Below are 17,629 nucleotides of genomic sequence, written 5' to 3'. Positions count from 1 at the left end.
TTGTGTTGCTCAATGGTGGATATATATGAAAAAGTGATCGATCTCTCCCGACGCCGTGGCTATGTCTGGCCATCCGGAGAGATTTATGGGTCTGTAGCCGGTTTTATTGATTATGGGCCCCTCGGCGCGATGATGAAACGCCGGATCGAAGATACCTGGCGGGAGTTCTATGTCATCCGTGAGGGATACTACGAGATTGAATGCCCAACAATCGGGATTGAGCCGATCTATCTCGCCTCCGGGCACCTGAAAGGGTTCTCTGACAAGATGTTTGAATGCCCGCACTGCCATGAGTTCTTCCGGGCAGATCATGTCGCAGAAGAATACGAGATCCAGAATGCCCAGGCACTCTCAAAAGAGCGGCTTGCGGAAGAGTTGAAAGGCAAGACCTGCACCTCCTGCAACAAGCCTCTCGGGGATGTCTCTGTCTTTGATTTCAACCTGATGTTTGGGACATCAATCGGGCCGGGAGGGCAGCGGAAAGGATACCTCCGCCCTGAGACCGCACAGGGGATCTTCACCGACTTCGGACGCCTGCTCAGGTTCTATCGCGACTCCCTCCCCTTTGGAACAGTCCAGATAGGGAGATCCTACAGGAACGAGATCTCGCCCCGGCAGGGCATGATCCGGCTCCGTGAATTCACCCAGGCAGAAGCCGAGATCTTCGTCCACCCGGACGAAAAAGATCACCCGAACTTCTCCCGGTATGCAGAGTACAGGATGCCGCTCTTTGGAATCGAGCAGCAACAGGAAGATACAGAGGCGATCACCCTCACCATGCGTGAGGCAGTTGACAAAGGCCTTGTCGCAAGCGAATATGTCGCATACTACCTTGCTGTTACCCATGACTTCATGATCAAAATCGGCGTTGATCCCACAAAGATCCGGTTCCGCCAGCACCTGCCAGACGAGCGGGCACATTATGCAGCAGACTGCTGGGATGCAGAGTACCATTCAGCCCGGTTTGGCTGGGTGGAAGCGGTTGGAATCGCCGACCGGACAGACTATGATCTCCGGGCTCATGCAGCAGTCTCGGGAGAGAAGATGACCGTCTTCATCCAGTACCAGGAACCCCGTCTCGAAAGAAGATATGCCATTGTTCCGAAGATGGGCAAACTCGGTCCCCGGTTCAAAAACCGGGCAAAAGAGGTCGGGGAGAAGATTGCAGCATCAGTTCCGCAGGATGACGGTACAACAATCGAATTTGATGGGGAGAAAATCTTCATTGAAGCAGACCTCTTTGAGATCAGGGACGAAGAGGTGCTGGTGCGTGGAGAAGAGATCATGCCTCATGTCATCGAACCCAGTTATGGAATAGACCGGCTCTGTTACGCCGTCCTCGAACACTCCTTCTATCAGGACGAGGTCGATGGCGAGGTTCGGACCGTGCTCCGCCTACCCCCGGCAATTGCCCCGGTGCAGGTGGCAGTCTTCCCTCTGATGAACCGTGACGGTCTCGATGAGATCGCACACCAGATCACAGACGCGATCAAGGCTGAGGGGATCCTGGCCGAATATGATGATTCCGGTGCAATCGGAAGGCGTTACCGGAGGCAGGATGAGATCGGAACACCGTATGCGATCACCGTCGACTATGAATCAAAGGACGATGATGCGGTAACGCTCAGGGAACGTGACAGCATGCAGCAGATCAGGATCAGAATTGATGAGATCCCATCCACCATCCGCAAGCTCATCAGGGGCGGGATACCGTTTTCACGGGATTAGATGATGGAGACGATCCAGCACCCCTTCATCAGACCAGATACGGTAGAAAAACGCCAGTACCAGCTCGCAGTCGCGATGAGGGCGCTTGAGGAGAACACACTCGTCGTCCTCCCGACCGGGCTTGGCAAGACGGTGATCGCACTCCTTGTTGCCGCCTCCCGGCTCCTGAATGAGGGGGGCAGGATTCTGATCCTCGCCCCCACAAAACCCCTCGTCGATCAGCATCTCAGGTTTTTTCAGAGCACACTGAACCTGCCAAATCCACAGGATTTGGACTGCATCAGCTTCACCGGCGATACCCCGCCTCCAAAGAGGACACAGCTCTGGGAAGGGTGCCGGGTCTGCTGCGCCACCCCGCAGGTGATCCAGAACGATGTTGAATGCGGCCGCTACACCCTCTCAGATGTCTCTCTTCTGATCGTGGATGAATGCCACCGTGCCGTCGGAAATTATGCCTATACCCATCTTGCAGAACAGTATCTCGAACAGGCAAAAAAACCCCTGATCCTCGGGATGACTGCCTCTCCCGGGAGCGATCAGGCCAGGGTTGACGAGGTCTGTACTCATCTTGGGATCACCCATGTCGAGACACGGGATGAGACCGATCCCGATGTGATCCCCTATATCCACGAGCGGACACTGGAAGTGATCCCGGTTGAGTTGCCGCTGCCGCTGAAACGGATCGTACAGCTTACTGAAGCGATGATAGATAGCCGCCTCGGTACACTTGCATCACTCCAGTACTCGCTCCCAAAACGTGAGGGGCTCTCGATGAAGACACTCTCACAACTCTATGCGACGATCCAGGAACGGATCGCAGCAGGGGATGCACGCGCCTACCAGGCTGCCTCACTCTATGGCGAGATCATGAAACTCCGGCATGCCGTGATCCTTGCAGAGTCACAGGGATCCCGTGCCCTCTCCCTCTATCTCGAAAAACTCAACACCGAAGGGCATTCGAAGAAGGGGAGCAGGGCAAGCCAGCGGATGGTCGCAGATCACCGCTTCACCGAGATGATACGGATCATCACCGGCATATCAGGAGAGATCCATCCGAAAGCCGGTATCACCGCAGATATCATCAGGAATCAGCTGATCGACGATCCTAACAGCAGAATCATCGTCTTTGCAAGCTACCGGGACACGGTTTCGATGCTGGTCGACTACCTGACAGAAGAGGGTATTTCCGCCTGCCGGTTCGTCGGTCAGGCATCAAAACAGAAAGAGAAAGGGCTCTCACAGAAGAAACAGATCGAGGCGATCCAGAGATTCCGGGGAGGGGAGTATCATGTCCTCGTCGCCACTTCAGTCGGAGAAGAGGGGCTTGACATCCCATCCACCGATCTCGTCGTCTTCTATGAGGCGGTGCCATCTGAGATCCGGAGCATCCAGCGGAAAGGGCGGACCGGCAGGAGTGCAGCAGGCAGGATCATCGTCCTCGTCACAAAGGGAACAAGTGATGAGACATTCAGGTGGGTTTCAACACGGCGCGAGAAGGCGATGGCAACCGGAGTGAGGCGCCTTCAGGAGAGAAGTGAAAAAGAAGAGATAAAAGAGGAGATACAGTCGAGTATCGGGAACTATATCACTCTCTCCGAGGATGATGGGGCTCATTGCCCCGGAGAGTCGCAATCGAAAGAGCCCCTTCCCTGATCGCCTGCATATAGAGGAGGCAGCGGGAAGGGTCGGGCTCGTTTGCAATCCTGCCACAGAGCAGTACCATCGCATCTGATATAGAATCTTCCAGGGAGGAGAGGGGTCCTCTCTGCATCTCCTGCACTTCATCCACCCGGGGGGGAGGAGGAGTCTGAACGGGAACTTCCAGAGATTCATTCTGTTCCGGGAGCGTATCCACCGGCAACCCGGATGTTTGGTTAGTAGCTGAAACACCAGCCTGGTCACAGACCACACAGAACCGCTCACCCTTATATTCGAAGAGCGGTGCGTGGCAGACCGGACAGGTCTTTGCCAGCATCTTCGCACCCTTCAGAAGATATTCAGCCATTATCTCATCAATTTCTGCCATAAACACCAGATCTGTATAGGCGGCACATGATGATGAAAGATACTCCTTCATCCATGAAACTATATAAGTCCACAGGGGGAATACTAAAGAGCAAGATGGAGGGTTCCAATTGGCAGAAACAAACAATACAATACGAAGTTGTGTACAGATTTTACAGATGATGAAGGATGATAACACAATTCCAAGGAATATCCGGCGAGTGGCTGACGAGACCATGAGCATCCTCATTGATGAGAAGATGCAGCCCGGTCTCCGTGCGGCAACGGCGATCTCAAAGATTGACGAGGTCAGCACCGATCCGAATATGCCGGTTCACGCACGCACACGGATCTGGGAACTCGTCTCACAACTCGAATCAATTCCACTTGACTGAGATTCAGGGAAGAATCGTCAGCAGAACGCTCCTTTCTCTGGCATGGCGGATATCCAGCTCGCAGAGCACGATCTGCTGCCATGTTCCATTGAGGAGTCTCTTTTCAGCAAACGGAATTGAGAGGGAGGGGCCGATTATCGCCGCCCGTACATGGGATCGGCCATTTCCATCCCCCCACCGGTCATCATGTGCATAGGTTGCATCAGCAGGAGCGATCCGTGATAATGCAGTCCGAAGATCGCTCATCGCACCGGGCTCATATTCAATGGTTGTCAGGGCAGCGGTTGATCCCACCACAAAGAGGTGGACAATCCCTGTATCCGCTCCACTCTTAACAACAGCATCCGAGACAAAAGGGGTGATATCGATGACATCCCCTTCCCCTGAGGTCTTCAGGTGAATGGTAGTCTGAAACATAGAGAGGGGTTATTTCCCCCCCGGTATCTATTCGTTGTGGTCTTCTTCTTCAGAGCCGCCCTCTTCCTGTGAAGTGAGCATCTCCTGGGTGACGATCGCAAACCCGGTGACCCGGTCGCCATCATCGAGCCGGATGATCCGGACCCCTCGGGTGCTTCGTTTCTGGATTGCTACCTCGTTCACACAGGTCCTGATAACAATCCCCGATGCCGTCATGACGATGATCTCATCGGTATCCGAGACAGAACGGGAAGCGACAACCATCCCTGACCTGATATCGGTGACGATGTTCCGGACACCGAGCGTTCCCCTGCCATGGCCGCGGAACTCATCGAAATCGGTCCGTTTGCCATAGCCGTTCTCGGTTATGGTCAGCAGATGATCGTTATGGATGACCGTTACCGCCTGGAGATGATCGCCATTACGGAGCGAGATGCCACGGACACCCATCGCACCCCGGCCGACCGGCCTGACCGCCTCCTCATGGAATCTCAGGCTCTGCCCATGACGGGTTGTGAGGATCAGTTCGCGATCCCCGTCAGTCCATTTCACATCGACGAGACGATCGCCTTCCCTGAGTTTGATCGCATTGATGCCGGTCTGCCTTGGGTGGGAGAACTGATCGAGTGCGATCTTCACAACCGTTCCATTCCTTGTTGCAAAGAAGAGGAACCGATCGTCCCTGAACTCGGTAACCGGAATAACTGCCTGTATCGTCTCGTTATTGATATTCAGAAGATTCACAATTGCCTTGCCACGGGAGGTGCGTGTCCCTTCCGGTATATCATAGACCTTCAGCCAGTATGCCCGTCCCAGATCAGAGATGCAGAGGAGGTAATCATGGGTGGATGCAACAAAGACCGAGCTGATGCAGTCCTCCTCCTTGGTGGACATACCGATGATCCCACGCCCTCCTCTCCGCTGCTGCCGGTAGGTATCAAGCGGCATCCGCTTGATGTAGTTGTGTTCGGTGAGGGCGACAAAGACCTTCTTCTCTTCGATGAGTGCCTCTTTATCAAGGAACTCGGCCGAATGTGCAATCCTGGTCCTTCGTGGATCGCTGAACTTCTCACGGATCTCCCGTGTCTCTTCCTTTACAACCGAGAGGATTGCTGCCTCACTTGAAAGAAGTTCCATGAGCCGTGCAATCTCTGCTTCAAGGGTATTCTTCTCATCCTCAATCTTCTGGCGTTCAAGTGCTGCAAGCCTCCGGAGCTGCATCTTCAGGATCGCATCTGCCTGGATCTCGTCCAGTCCGAACCGGGAGATCAAGGCGACACCCGCCTCTTCCACCGATGCGGATGCCCTGATGGTTGCGATCACCTCATCAATTCTGTCGAGGGCAATTAAGAGGCCAACGAGGATATGGAATCTGTCACGAGCCTTTCTGAGCTCAAATTCCGATCTCCGCCTGACAACCTCCACCCGGTGGGCAAGGAAGTACCTGAGGATCTCTGTGAGCGGCAGCACCTTCGGCTGTCCGTTGACGATAGAGAGGTTTATCACGCCAAAAGTCGTCTGGAGCTGGGTATGCTTATACAGGAGATTCAACACCACCTGGGCATTGATCCCTTTCTTCAGCTCAATGACGATCCGAATACCATCCTTATCAGATTCGTCACGGAGATCGCTGATCCCTTCGATCTTCTTCTCACGTACGAGCTCGGCGATATTCTCGATCATCCGTGCCTTATTCACCTGGTAGGGGATCTCGGTGATGATGATCCGTTCCAGACCCCGCTTGCCGGTCTCGATCTCTGAGACGCCACGGACGATGATCCGTCCGTATCCGGTGGTATAGGCGTTCAGGATGCCGGCAGATCCCATAATCATACCACCGGTCGGGAAATCCGGACCCGGCATGATGGAGAGGATCTCCTGAGGAGAGATCTCCGGATTCTCAATGAACTGCTCAAGAAGAGTGCAGACCTCGCCCAGGTTGTGGGGCGGCATGTTTGTTGCCATTCCAACAGCAATCCCGCTTGTTCCGTTGACAAGAAGGTTTGGGATGCGGGCAGGAAGAACTGTCGGCTCCTGTGTCGAACCATCGAAGTTCGGGATAAAATCGACCGTCTCCTTCTCGATATCGATCAGGAGCGCTTCAGCCGCTTTTGTAAGCCGGGCTTCGGTGTACCTCATCGCCGCAGCAGAATCGCCATCAATCGAGCCGAAGTTTCCCTGCCCTTCAACAAGCATGTATCGGTAGCTGAAGGGCTGGGCCATCTTGACAAGCGTATCGTAGATGGCAGAATCACCGTGAGGATGGTAGTTCTCCATCGTTGCGGCAACCGCCTTTACGGACTTTCTGAAGGGTTTATCAGAGGTGTTCCCTGATCCCCACATCGCATAGAGGGTACGCCTGTGAACCGGTTTCAGCCCGTCGCGGACATCGGGGATCGCACGGCCGATGATGACGCTCATCGCGTAATCGATGTAGCTCTTCTTCATCTCCTCTTCGATTGGAACCGAGATGACCCGTGCCGCTGGCATTGCCGGTTCTTCAGATGTCAAGGTTCTTCACCTCCCCTGCATGGCGTTTGATGAAATCTTTCCTGGCTGAGACGTTCTCGCCCATAAGTTTCTCGAAGATATCATTTGCATGAATCGCATCCTCGATCCTGACCTGTTTTAACACCCTGCGTTCGGGATCCATCGTCGTCTCCCAGAGCTGGGATGCATTCATCTCACCAAGACCCTTGTACCGCTGGACATGGACACCGGTCTCACCCATCTCACTGACCGCCTTATGCATCTCTTCTTCACGGAAGACATAGACTTCCTTCTTTCCCCGTGCAATCCGGTAGAGAGGAGGTTGGGCGAGGTAGATATAGCCGAGATCGATCAGCTCCTTCATGTACCGGTAGAAGAAGGTGAGGAGGAGTGTGCTGATATGAGCACCATCGACATCTGCATCGGTCATGATGATGATTGAGTGGTACCGGGCACGATCGGGATTGAAATGTGTCCCGATACCGGTTCCTATCGCAGATATTAGCGTGTTGATCTCGAGATTCTTTAAGATTTTATGTTCGGTTGCCTTCTCGACATTGAGGATCTTTCCTCTTAGGGGAAGGATCGCCTGGAATCTGCGGTTTCTCCCCTGCTTTGCCGATCCACCTGCCGAATCTCCCTCGACGATATACAGTTCGCTCTTTGAGGGATCGCGTTCTGAGCAGTCGGCAAGCTTGCCGGGAAGGGTGGATGACTCAAGAGTGCTCTTTCTCCGGGCAAGTTCCCGTGCATTGCGTGCCGCTTCCCGGGCACGTGCCGCTGAGGTTGCCTTCTCGGCAATAATCCCGATGATCTTCGGGTTCTCTTCGAAGAATTCGGAGAGGCAGCTGTAGACGAGGGAGTCAACAATGCCACGGACATTGGAGTTGCCAAGCCGCATCTTGGTCTGCCCTTCGAACTGGGGGTTTGCGATCTTGACGCTGATGACGGCGCAGAGCCCCTCACGGACATCATCACCTTTAAAGGAGAAGTCGCCTTTCAGGAGGTTGTTCTTCTTTGCAGACGTGTTGATCGCCCGTGTCAGGGCTGAGCGGAATCCTTCGAGATGGGTGCCGCCTTCCCGGGTATTGACGCTGTTGACGAAGGTGAAGAGAGTTTCACCGTACCCGCTGTTGTACTGGATGGCAACATCCACCTCCATCTTATTCTCTTCATCCTTTCTTGAAATCGAGATAACGTCGGGAAAGAGCGTCTCTTTGCCTTCATTTAAGTATTTGACAAATTCGCTGATCCCGCCTTCATAGTAGAAAGTCTCTCCATCCCCGCTCCGTTTATCAAGAACCCGTATTCTCACGCTGCTGTTTAGGAACGCGAGTTCACGGAGGCGTGAGCTGATGATATCAAAGTCGAAGTGTGTGGTTTCGAAGATGGTTGAATCAGGCTTGAAGGTGATCCGTGTTCCGGTATAGGAGGAGAGATCATCAGTATCCTTTGGTTCATATCCGGATCCAAACCGCTTTCTCAGCCGCTGCCTCAGCTCATCAGGCGATTCCGGCACAGATGATAGGGGCGATACTACAACACCCCGTTCAAACCGCATCGAGTAGATGACTTTGCCACGGAAGACCTCCACAACCATCCACTCGGAGAGGGCGTTTACAACCGAAACACCCACACCATGAAGTCCTCCCGATACCTGGTAGGAGTTCTTATCGAACTTCCCACCGGCATGCAGGATCGTCATGACCACTTCAAGGGCGCTCTTCCCATACTTGGGCATGATATCGATCGGGATTCCACGCCCGTCATCCTCGATGGTACAGGAGCCGTCTGCGTTGATTGAGATATCGATATGGCTGCAATATCCTGCCAGAGCCTCATCGATTGAGTTGTCCACCACCTCATAGATGAGATGGTGCAAACCCCGGCCGTCTGTGCTCCCGATATACATCGCCGGCCGCTCGCGGACCGGACTGAGACCTTCAAGGACGGTGATCTGTTCTGCGTTATATGTAGTACTCATATATGACTCCGATTATGGCAAAATGAAAGGGAAATGCCCGGATACAATTCCTTGCCATATTTTTGCAGACTGGATGGATACCAGCCGCTTTACCAGTATATATTGGTTGTTAAAGATGATATAGCTCTCCCTATCAGACAGATTATTGCCGGAGGTCGCAGTAAAATCAGTCGAATGAACCCAGATCGGGATCCTCAATTCCCAGTTCCCGGTCAACCGCAAGGATAATTTTCCCGATGATCTTTTTTGCCGTCTCAGCATCCGATTTGTCATCGGTCCCGATCTTATGCCAGAGAATAAGTTTCTTCAGCCGCTCGGTCAGTTCAGAGACTTCTGTCCCTTTCAGGGACGGGGGCACGGTCATCTCCGTGACATGATCGGATGCTCCATAGAATGCCTGTTCGGGGGGGAGGGCGAAATGCCTGCTCAGAAGGACGAGGTTCACAACAAATCCTCTGCCAAATTTACTTTCCATAGAAGATCATCTTGCCGCGAGATCTGATGAATGATGCGGTCATAGGAGGTAGACAGAGAGGGGGAAGATGATGATGAATGGCATGATTATCCCAAGTGCAATCCTGTCAGGAGCAGGGAGAGGTTTCTTTGTGATATAGATATGAGAGGAGCGACCATATCCCCGGCAGAGCATGCTCATATAGGTCCGCTCCCCCTGCTCGAAGGAGCGGAGGAAGAGGGTGCCGATGGTATAGGCTATCGTCGAGAGCCGGTACCGGTAGGAGAGCGCCCGATCATAGGCATTGAAGCAGCGGGTGGCAAGGGCGTCCTGGATACACCCATACATTACCGCAAAGACGAAGAGATATCGGATCGTCATTCCAAGGACCAGGGTAAACTCTGCTGGCAGCCCAAGACGTGCCGCCCCCTCAAGGAGATCGTGCATCGGTGTTGTTCCTGAAAGGAGGATGATGAAGGAGACGCAGACGATGAATTTTGCAGTGAGCATCAGGGCAAACATGAGTGATTCCTCATATACGGCAATCCCAAACGGGAGATCAAGGAGGACGGTGAATTCTGTATAGCGGGGATTTTTAAAGAATATCTGTGCAACGATGATGAAGAATCCAAACGGGAGAATCATGGCAAGACGGATGAGGTAGGTCCTAAGAGATGTCTGTGAGAGTGCAAAGAGGATGAGCAGGAGGAAGAGGAATCCACAGGATACAAGATAAAGATTCTCTTCAAATGGATATGATACAACGGCAATGATCGCTGCAATCGTGATGATCAGCTTTACCCGTGCATCAAGCCGGTGAACAATGCTGTCCCGGTATGACTCCTGCTCAATTGCATAGAGCTCCTCAATCATGGTTGCCTGCCAAATGCCCTGAAGAATGCTGCTTCCGCATCGGTGTACCGGTATGCCATATCGATCTGGACACCGTCTCTTCTGAGGCTCCGGATGAGTCGTGGCAGTGGCGGAACATGGAGACGTGTTGAGTTCAAAAGTTCCTCATGGGAGAAGATCTCGTCAACTGTTCCAGAGCCTGTGATCCTGCCCCGATCCATCACATAGACGAGATCGGCGATCTCAGGCACAAGATCGACCTGGTGAGTCGAGAAGATGATAGTCATCCCGTACTTGTCAGGGAGGGTCTTTAAAAAGGCAAGCAGATCTTCGACTCCGCCGGGATCAAGACCGGCTGTCGGCTCATCGAGCACCAGCACCTGTGGCTCCATCGCCACTACGCCTGCGATGGCGACCCGCTTCTTCTCGCCACCTGAGAGGTGGTGGGGAACGCGGGTGCGGAGATCCTCAAGCCCCAGCATTGCTACAGCGCCGTCCACCCGGTGCGCGACCGTCTCGGGATCGAGCCCGAGGTTCACCGGCCCAAATGCAATATCCTGTTCGACGGTGGGGGAGAAGATCTGGTCATCAGGGTTCTGGAAGACGATCCCGACAAACTTCCTGATATCCGCAATATTCTTCTTTGTAATCGGTTCGCCACGTATCAGCACTTCGCCTGATGTCGGTTTTAAAATGCCGTTGAAGTGCTTGAAGAGGGTGCTTTTTCCCGCCCCATTTGGTCCGAGGAGAGCGATGCTCGTTTTCCGGGGTGCCACAAAGTCAATCCCGTCAAGTGCCCGGACATTGTTTCTATACAGATAACAGAGGTTTCGCGTTTCGATTAAATGCATGGGGAATACGATAAAATAGTAAAAATAAGTAGATAAAGTTTATGATTTCTTCGCCATTGCAAGTTTTCCAATAGCAAGGGCGAGGATGAGGGCGATGATCGTCCCAAGAACTATCACAAGTGCCTCACCGGCAGCACCACCCTCTTCTCCCATCGTATAATCCGGGAATGGAGACTCATAGGAGAAACGCCCCTCCTCTTCTTCATGGATTTCTGCATCTTCAGGTGTATCGCCAAAGAGAACCTTCTGACCCTGCACAACAAGCGCGCTGCTCTCAAGACCGTCAGGATCGCCGGACGCGACAAAGACGGCGACGATTCCGATCAGGATTGCAAAAACCAGGCCGATGATGATAAACTGCTGATTCTTCATGCACCGCTCACCCCCGTCACCGTCTCAGAGAATTCAGGGCGTGCCTGAAGGAGCAGATAGATTGCACCTGCTGTGATTGCCCCTTCGACAATACCGATGATCGCATGGTAGAGCCCCATTGCTGCAAGCCCCGGCACAAGCGGGAAGGTACCGGCAAGCCACATCATCACGGCACAGGCAAGTGCTGCGATGAAACAGGCAAGCCAGGCGGCAATGGCAGCGGATATATAGACGGTCTTCGTTGCCCGGTGTAGCCCCTGGTAAGAGTAGTATCCGATGAAACCGCCGATCACTCCCATAGTGAGGATATTCGCACCCATCGTGGTGAGCCCGCCATCACCGAAGATGATGCCCTGTATGATCAGGACAAGTGTGAGGACGAAGACGGCGGCATAGGGGGAACCGAGCAGGATGGCAACCAGTGCGCCTCCGACCAGATGTCCGCTCGTCCCAAAACCCACCGGGAGGTTGAAGGCCTGGATCGCGAAGATTCCGGCGGAGAGGACCGCTACCATCGGGATTTTATCTTCTGTCAGCTCGTTCCTTGCCCACTTCAGGGCCAGAATAATAAAGATAAGGGCGATGACCCAGTAGATCCCGCCCTGCCAGATTGGCATGAATGCATCAGGTATGTGCATAGTTCACCAGATGACTGTAACACCTAATATGGTTTAAGTATTACGAATTGAACTACATATGAAATCACGTAACACTCCTGAACAGCTGCATCAATCCAAGCCGTCCGAAGAGGGAGAGGAGTTCGGGCTTGAAGAGGAGCCGGCGAATCAGCTTTCCCGGCCGATCCATATCCCCATCCTCCACGATGATCTTTACGATCTCAGGGTCTGAGAGGGCTTTGATTGCTACATCGACATCATCTGAACTCAACCGCCCCCGCATCTCAAAGAGCTTCAGTCCGAGGGCAAGCTCCCGCCCGATATCTGCCTTCCAGAGCCTTTGATAGGTATAGAGTGCCTCGGCAGCGGTATTCTCCACCTCAAAGGCCCGCACGGCAGTTGCTACCGCATGCCGGGCCGATCGGATCCCGGTATAGACGCCACCGCCCGAGGTGGGCTTTGGAAGGCCGGCTGCATCCCCGCAGACCATGAGGCGGTCGGAATAGGTCTTTTCAGGAGGGCCAAGGGGGATTGCGCCCGTGACGCAATGAACGGATGTGTCAGAGTGGTTCCTGATGAAAGCCGAGAACCGTGCAGGGATATCCTTCATCCCGCAGAGGCCGACCCGCGCTCTCGTCCCAGATATCGGGATCACCCAGCCGAAGAAGTCAGGAGAGGCGTCCGGGTGGAGTTCGACGAACCGGGGATCGCAGTCAAGAAGGATATCTGCCTGGATGCCGGTGAGGAGATGTTTTGGCCGGGGCAGGCCGGCCGATCGGGCAATCCCGCTTCTGGGGCCGTCTGCTGCAATGCAGATCCTGTGCGGGACCTCTTCACGTCCATCCACACCCCGTGTCATGATAAGACCGGGTTTTTTCCAATCCGCATAGCATTTCATCCGGATATCGGCACCGGCTGCGGCTGCCGCCTGCACCATCTCGCGGTCAAGTGCGGCACGGTCAACAACATACGCCTTCGTCTTCCCTGCATCAAAGAGGAGTTCACTCCCCTTTCCCGAGACGATCCGGGCGCCCTGTACGGCATTCAGAACAGAACGATCTGTCACTTCGCATTCCGCAAAGGCAGACGAGCTGAGGAGGCCGGCACACTGGACCGGATGCCCGGCTGCGGCATGCTCTTCAATGAGGAGTGTCGAGAGGCCTGATTCGGCAGACAGACGCGCGGCAGTTGCCCCGACAGGCCCTCCCCCGACGACGACGATATCATACATTTGTTACCAGATTTATGTATCTCTGGAAGAGATAAGAGAGGAGTGTCTGTCTGTATGCAGGAGGTGGATGAAGAGCAGTTTCGGGAGATAGATTCAGGCAGGCTATTCCCATTTCACCCCAAAGAGCGGCTCATCGCTTCGCGGTTCCCCCGGCGCCCTGAGCGGGACGACATCCGTCTCCCAGGGGATCTCGCCACCGCTCCTTATAAGGCCGAGCAGTCGTTCGAGCGCAGCAGCTTCCGCCTCTCTCCTCGTTGATGCGCCACCCACCTTCAGGGTCACGGTGACTGTTACCTTCCACTCATCGGGCATACCAGAATCCTCTGGATGAAAAATTGTCCGGGGAAGGTAAATAGGCTCTGGTATCATGAGCAGAACCAGGCCATCCATCAGACATATGGAATCAGGCACTGCCGCCTCATTCAATATGCTGATATAGTATGATTACGAACTGTTCATTGCAATACGGTTCGAAATAGAACTATTATCATCAAAAGGTCGAATTATACAATGAGAGGCATACTGCAATACACCACTGATGAAGGCCATACAAGGTCATTGATCTCCTTGTATGTCCTCCATTCTCTTCACTGTAAACCAAAAACCGGTTATGATCTCCTGAAAGAGATAGAAGAAGTGACTGGCGGATTGTGGGTTCCAAGCAAGGGAACGCTCTATCCATTACTCCACAGCCTCGCCGATGAAGGGCTCATTATAGAAGAAGATACAGGATTACGTGCAAAGACCATTTATACCCTTACCGATGCCGGAGAGGAGGTTCTGGCAGCAACCAAAGCATGCAGAGATCAATCCAGGGAACAGTTACTCCTCCTCAAAACCCTGCATACCAGGATCTTTGGAGAGGAACGTGCGTCTCTCAGGGAGATGATGTGGGAGATACGGGAGTGTATCCATACCCTGCCAGCAGAGAAGCATGATGAAGCACTGGAGATCCTCAGATCATGCAAAAAGAGACTTGGGGAGCTCAGCGGGAAGGGGAGATCCAAATGACTGCGATTCTCGTGGATTCACTCACCAAACGGTTCGGAGACTTTACCGCAGTTGATGCCATCTCCTTTGAGATACCGCAAGGGGAGATCTTCGGCCTCCTCGGCCCAAATGGTGCCGGGAAGACAACCTCCATCTCCATGCTCTCCACACTCCTTGAACCGACATCGGGCAGGGCATTTCTCAATGGGATCGATATCGAAAAGGATCAGGATGGCGTCCGGAAGGCAATAGGGATCGTCTTCCAGGATCAGAGTCTGGATGAGGAGCTGACGGCATGGGAGAATATGGATTTCCATGGCAGGCTCTACCGCATCCCAAAGGCGATCAGGGAAAAAAGGATTGATGAGATGCTTCGGCTCGTCGAACTGGAAGACAGGAAAGACAGCCTTATAAAGACGTATTCAGGCGGCATGCGGCGGCGGCTTGAGATTGCACGGGGCCTTCTGCACGAGCCTTCGGTTCTCTTTCTTGATGAGCCGACACTCGGTCTTGATCCCCAGACCAGAAACCATCTCTGGGAGTATATCCAGAACTTAAACCAGACAAAAGGGATCACCATCATCCTCACCACCCACTACATGGATGAGGCAGACCGGCTCTGCGACCGGGTGGGGATCATCGACCATGGCAGAATCGTTGCGATGGATACACCTGCAAACCTGAAAGCAAGAGTTGGCGAGGATGTCGTCTACATCACATCCCCAGATGCCGGCAGGATTGCAGGCGAGATCAAGGCTCCATGGATTGTCGGTGCAGAACAGTATGACGGGCAGGCGATCATCCGGCTCCACTCAGCAGAAGATCACCTCCTCGAACTCATCGGGTTGATCGGTGGGGACGGCTATACGATTGCATCCATCTCGATCAGGAAACCCACCCTCGAGGATGTCTTCCTCCACTACACAGGCAGGGAGATGCGGCATGAAGAGGCAGGTGCAGCAGATCGGATGCGGATGAAGATGTCGAGGAGGAACTAGCGATGGATATCATCTATACACTCTGGCTGCGGAGTGTGAAGCGTTATATCCGTTCAAAGAGCCGGATCATCGGAAGCCTCGGGATGCCGGTCTTCTTCCTGCTGGCACTTGGATTTGGGCTGAATGAGGTGGTGCAGGTACCGGGAACAACAGGAGAGAATTACATCCAGTTCCTGGTTCCGGGGATCATCTCAATGGCAGTACTCTTCACCTCGATCTTCTCGGGGATCACGATCATCTGGGACAAGCAGTTTGGGTTCCTGAAAGAGACGCTGGTTGCACCGGTCTCACGGCTTGAGATTATGCTCGGCCAGACCGTCGGGGGTGCTACGACAGCCGTCATCCAGGGGGCGTTCATCCTTGTTTTATCGCTCTTTATCGGGATCAGCATTCCCTCCCTTCCGGGTTTTCTCATCGCCTTCCTCTTTATGACGCTGATCGGCATCTGCTTTGCAGCACTCGGCATCGCCATTGCATCAAGGATGGAGGATATGCACGGGTTCCAGCTGATCATGAATTTTGTGATCTTCCCGATCTTCGGCCTCTCAGGCGCACTCTTCCCGATTGAAAGCCTGCCCGGATGGGTGATACCCCTGACACTCCTAAACCCGCTCACCCATGGCGTCGAGGGGATCCGGTATGGGCTCCTCGGCACCTCGGCAATCCATCCGCTTGTATGCCTGGCGGCACTTGGCCTGAGCACGGTGGTGATGATTGTTATCGGGGCATTTCTCTTCAGGAAGGCGTCGGTATAAATTCGTCATCCCCCTCATATGACCAGCCACCCGTTACAAGAACGCTCCCATCAGGAAGGATCACACTGGCATGCCGATCACGTGCATGCCACCCCGCCTCAGGAGTGATCTCGGTCCAGGTGGCACCGGAATCTGATGAATGCCAGAGATCATTAAACCTCACATCATCAGCCCTTCCTCCCATCAGAAGAATGCCCCCATCAGGGAGTGCAACACATCTGATCAATATGCATGGGGAGATGAGGGGGGTAGAGATGAAGAGGCAAATGTGCGCCCAATCAACCGATAGTGCCATTGCACAGTTCCCCGTACACTCTCGTTCTATCACGACGCCCTTTTTCCTTGCGGTAGTACAAAAAGAGGAAGGACGGCCAATAATCGTTTCGTATCTCCTGCACAAGGAACCACGAGAAGATGGATATCCGTATTCAATGTGGATCTCTCATCTCATCCATCAGGATACAATACGGACAATTGCGACCATTTTTTAACTTCGTGGACGAATCTATGAACCCGGAGGAGGGAGAAAGATGGTTGTAAACCCGCTCGTATCCGATATCGGCAATTATGCGATCTGGTTCTTTGTCGTCACCAGCATCGCCGCCATGGGGCTCAACCTGACGGTAGGAGAGATCCTTAGCCCCTGGAAGAAGAAAGGGCTCCTCACCATCTCCCTTGTTGCAAATTTCCTCGCGGTTCCGCTCTTTGCTTTTTTGATCCTGAAGCTCATCCCGCTTGATTCCGGCCTTGCAACCGGCCTTTTAATCGTCGCCGCTGCAGCCGGAGCACCGTCGCTCCCAAAGGCGATCTCGATTGTGAAGGGGGATGTCGCATATGCAGTCGGGCTGACGATGATTCTGATCCTGGCAACCATCCTCTATATGCCGCTCGTTCTGCCGTTCCTGATCGGGGACGTTGCAATCGACAAGACCAACACGATACTCTATCTCATCGTCTTCATGCTCATCCCGCTTATCCTCACGATGGCACTGCGGGCACGGCTGCCGGAGGTGGCAAAACGGCTCCACCCAATCGTCAGCCGGAGTTCTGATCTCTCGATCATCCTCGTTCTCCTCATCTACACCGTCATCCTCTTCACAAGCGACTTCGCTGTTGCCGCCGGTGCCATCCTCGGGCTCCAGGGAGTGTTTGTCGCCATTCTCTTCATCCTCGGATCATTTGCAATCGGCCACCTGATGGGCGGTGCAGACCGGAAGAGGCGCGAAGTCCTCTCCTTTGGCACCGGGTTCCGGAATGTTTCAGCCGCACTCGTCGTCGTCACCGCCAATTTCCAGGATCCCCAGATCATGTTCATGGTGCTCGTGATCGCAATCTTCGGGATCATCTTCATGATGCTCTTTGGCGGAGCGATCTACCGGAGGAAGAGGAAGGAGAGGGTGATACCGAAATTGAGGGTGAGAAGGGGGGAAGCGAAGCAGTGAGAAGGATGGAGCATCCCTATATTATTATTCAAAAGATCTGATAGTGAGC

General features: G+C 53.7%; 19 protein-coding genes. 7 read left to right on the top strand and 12 right to left on the bottom strand.

Going from position 1 to position 17,629, the window contains the following annotated elements; all coding sequences use genetic code 11:
• Window positions 1–12 precede the first annotated feature (12 nt).
• Together glyS and ACZ44I_RS03920 are read left to right on the top strand one after the other, a co-directional pair.
• On the top strand, window positions 13–1,728 hold the full coding sequence (glyS, locus tag ACZ44I_RS03925; protein ID WP_464548577.1) for a glycine--tRNA ligase: 1,716 nt from the start codon (window positions 13–15) through the stop codon (window positions 1,726–1,728).
• Window positions 1,729–3,381: a DEAD/DEAH box helicase gene (locus ACZ44I_RS03920; protein WP_464548579.1), complete on the top strand. Its 1,653-nt coding sequence runs from the start codon at window positions 1,729–1,731 to the stop codon at window positions 3,379–3,381.
• Here the strand turns inward: ACZ44I_RS03920 and ACZ44I_RS03915 are convergent.
• A complete protein-coding gene (locus ACZ44I_RS03915; RefSeq protein ID WP_464551655.1) occupies window positions 3,314–3,754 on the bottom strand; it encodes an Sjogren's syndrome/scleroderma autoantigen 1 family protein in 441 nt (146 codons plus the stop codon). The two genes, ACZ44I_RS03920 and ACZ44I_RS03915, sit on opposite strands and share 68 nt — an antisense overlap.
• Before the next feature lie 157 nt (window positions 3,755–3,911).
• Here ACZ44I_RS03915 and ACZ44I_RS03910 point away from each other — a divergent pair, with 157 nt between their 5' ends.
• On the top strand, window positions 3,912–4,127 hold the full coding sequence (locus tag ACZ44I_RS03910; RefSeq protein WP_464576584.1) for a UPF0147 family protein: 216 nt from the start codon (window positions 3,912–3,914) through the stop codon (window positions 4,125–4,127).
• A gap of 3 nt (window positions 4,128–4,130) precedes the next feature.
• Here the strand turns inward: ACZ44I_RS03910 and ACZ44I_RS03905 are convergent, their stop codons facing one another.
• From ACZ44I_RS03905 to ACZ44I_RS03860, 10 genes are all read right to left on the bottom strand, one after another.
• Window positions 4,131–4,544: a secondary thiamine-phosphate synthase enzyme YjbQ gene (locus tag ACZ44I_RS03905; RefSeq protein WP_464548583.1), complete on the bottom strand. Its 414-nt coding sequence runs from the start codon at window positions 4,542–4,544 to the stop codon at window positions 4,131–4,133.
• Between the two features lie 27 nt (window positions 4,545–4,571).
• Window positions 4,572–7,055: a DNA gyrase subunit A gene (gyrA, locus tag ACZ44I_RS03900; RefSeq protein WP_464576582.1), complete on the bottom strand. Its 2,484-nt coding sequence runs from the start codon at window positions 7,053–7,055 to the stop codon at window positions 4,572–4,574.
• The gene (gene gyrB / locus ACZ44I_RS03895; RefSeq protein WP_464548587.1) at window positions 7,045–9,018 is read right to left on the bottom strand and encodes a DNA topoisomerase (ATP-hydrolyzing) subunit B; all 1,974 of its coding nucleotides are present in this window, start codon (window positions 9,016–9,018) and stop codon (window positions 7,045–7,047) included. Before gyrB ends, gyrA begins: the two co-directional genes overlap by 11 nt.
• Before the next feature lie 166 nt (window positions 9,019–9,184).
• Window positions 9,185–9,493 (bottom strand): hypothetical protein, encoded by a 309-nt coding sequence (locus tag ACZ44I_RS03890; RefSeq protein WP_464548589.1) that lies wholly within the window; start codon window positions 9,491–9,493, stop codon window positions 9,185–9,187.
• Window positions 9,494–9,532: 39 nt separating this feature from the next.
• Window positions 9,533–10,345: a cobalt ECF transporter T component CbiQ gene (gene cbiQ / locus ACZ44I_RS03885; RefSeq protein WP_464548591.1), complete on the bottom strand. Its 813-nt coding sequence runs from the start codon at window positions 10,343–10,345 to the stop codon at window positions 9,533–9,535.
• A complete protein-coding gene (locus ACZ44I_RS03880) occupies window positions 10,342–11,175 on the bottom strand; it encodes an ATP-binding cassette domain-containing protein (RefSeq protein WP_464548593.1) in 834 nt (277 codons plus the stop codon). Before ACZ44I_RS03880 ends, cbiQ begins: the two co-directional genes overlap by 4 nt.
• A 39-nt stretch (window positions 11,176–11,214) precedes the next feature.
• Window positions 11,215–11,547 (bottom strand): PDGLE domain-containing protein, encoded by a 333-nt coding sequence (locus tag ACZ44I_RS03875; protein ID WP_464548595.1) that lies wholly within the window; start codon window positions 11,545–11,547, stop codon window positions 11,215–11,217.
• Window positions 11,544–12,185 (bottom strand): cobalt transporter CbiM, encoded by a 642-nt coding sequence (gene cbiM, locus ACZ44I_RS03870; protein WP_464548597.1) that lies wholly within the window; start codon window positions 12,183–12,185, stop codon window positions 11,544–11,546. The genes ACZ44I_RS03875 and cbiM overlap by 4 nt, the downstream gene beginning before the upstream one ends.
• A gap of 64 nt (window positions 12,186–12,249) precedes the next feature.
• Window positions 12,250–13,395 carry an NAD(P)/FAD-dependent oxidoreductase gene (locus tag ACZ44I_RS03865; RefSeq protein ID WP_464548599.1) on the bottom strand — a complete coding sequence of 382 codons (1,146 nt, stop codon included), beginning with the start codon at window positions 13,393–13,395 and terminating at the stop codon, window positions 12,250–12,252.
• Between the two features lie 102 nt (window positions 13,396–13,497).
• Window positions 13,498–13,764, bottom strand: coding sequence for a hypothetical protein (locus tag ACZ44I_RS03860; RefSeq protein ID WP_464548601.1), 267 nt, complete (start codon window positions 13,762–13,764; stop codon window positions 13,498–13,500).
• A 141-nt stretch (window positions 13,765–13,905) separates the two neighbouring features.
• Between ACZ44I_RS03860 and ACZ44I_RS03855 the strand changes: the two genes are divergently transcribed.
• From ACZ44I_RS03855 to ACZ44I_RS03845, 3 genes are read left to right on the top strand one after another with little or no spacing between them, the layout of a single operon-like run.
• Window positions 13,906–14,406, top strand: a complete 501-nt coding sequence (locus tag ACZ44I_RS03855) for a PadR family transcriptional regulator (protein ID WP_464548603.1) — start codon at window positions 13,906–13,908, stop codon at window positions 14,404–14,406.
• A complete protein-coding gene (locus ACZ44I_RS03850) occupies window positions 14,403–15,383 on the top strand; it encodes an ATP-binding cassette domain-containing protein (RefSeq protein ID WP_464548605.1) in 981 nt (326 codons plus the stop codon). The genes ACZ44I_RS03855 and ACZ44I_RS03850 overlap by 4 nt, the downstream gene beginning before the upstream one ends.
• A 2-nt stretch (window positions 15,384–15,385) precedes the next feature.
• Window positions 15,386–16,138 (top strand): ABC transporter permease, encoded by a 753-nt coding sequence (locus tag ACZ44I_RS03845; RefSeq protein WP_464548607.1) that lies wholly within the window; start codon window positions 15,386–15,388, stop codon window positions 16,136–16,138.
• Here the strand turns inward: ACZ44I_RS03845 and ACZ44I_RS03840 are convergent.
• Window positions 16,119–16,322: a hypothetical protein gene (locus tag ACZ44I_RS03840; RefSeq protein WP_464576580.1), complete on the bottom strand. Its 204-nt coding sequence runs from the start codon at window positions 16,320–16,322 to the stop codon at window positions 16,119–16,121. The two genes, ACZ44I_RS03845 and ACZ44I_RS03840, sit on opposite strands and share 20 nt — an antisense overlap.
• Window positions 16,323–16,668: 346 nt before the next feature.
• On the opposite strand from ACZ44I_RS03840, the gene ACZ44I_RS03835 reads away from it, so the two are divergent.
• Window positions 16,669–17,580 (top strand): bile acid:sodium symporter family protein, encoded by a 912-nt coding sequence (locus tag ACZ44I_RS03835; RefSeq protein ID WP_464548610.1) that lies wholly within the window; start codon window positions 16,669–16,671, stop codon window positions 17,578–17,580.
• Window positions 17,581–17,629 lie beyond the last annotated feature (49 nt).

The organism is Methanocalculus pumilus, from assembly GCF_055382585.1.
Note: the sequence above shows the minus strand (reverse complement) of the source record. Positions and strands in the feature narration are given on the sequence as shown.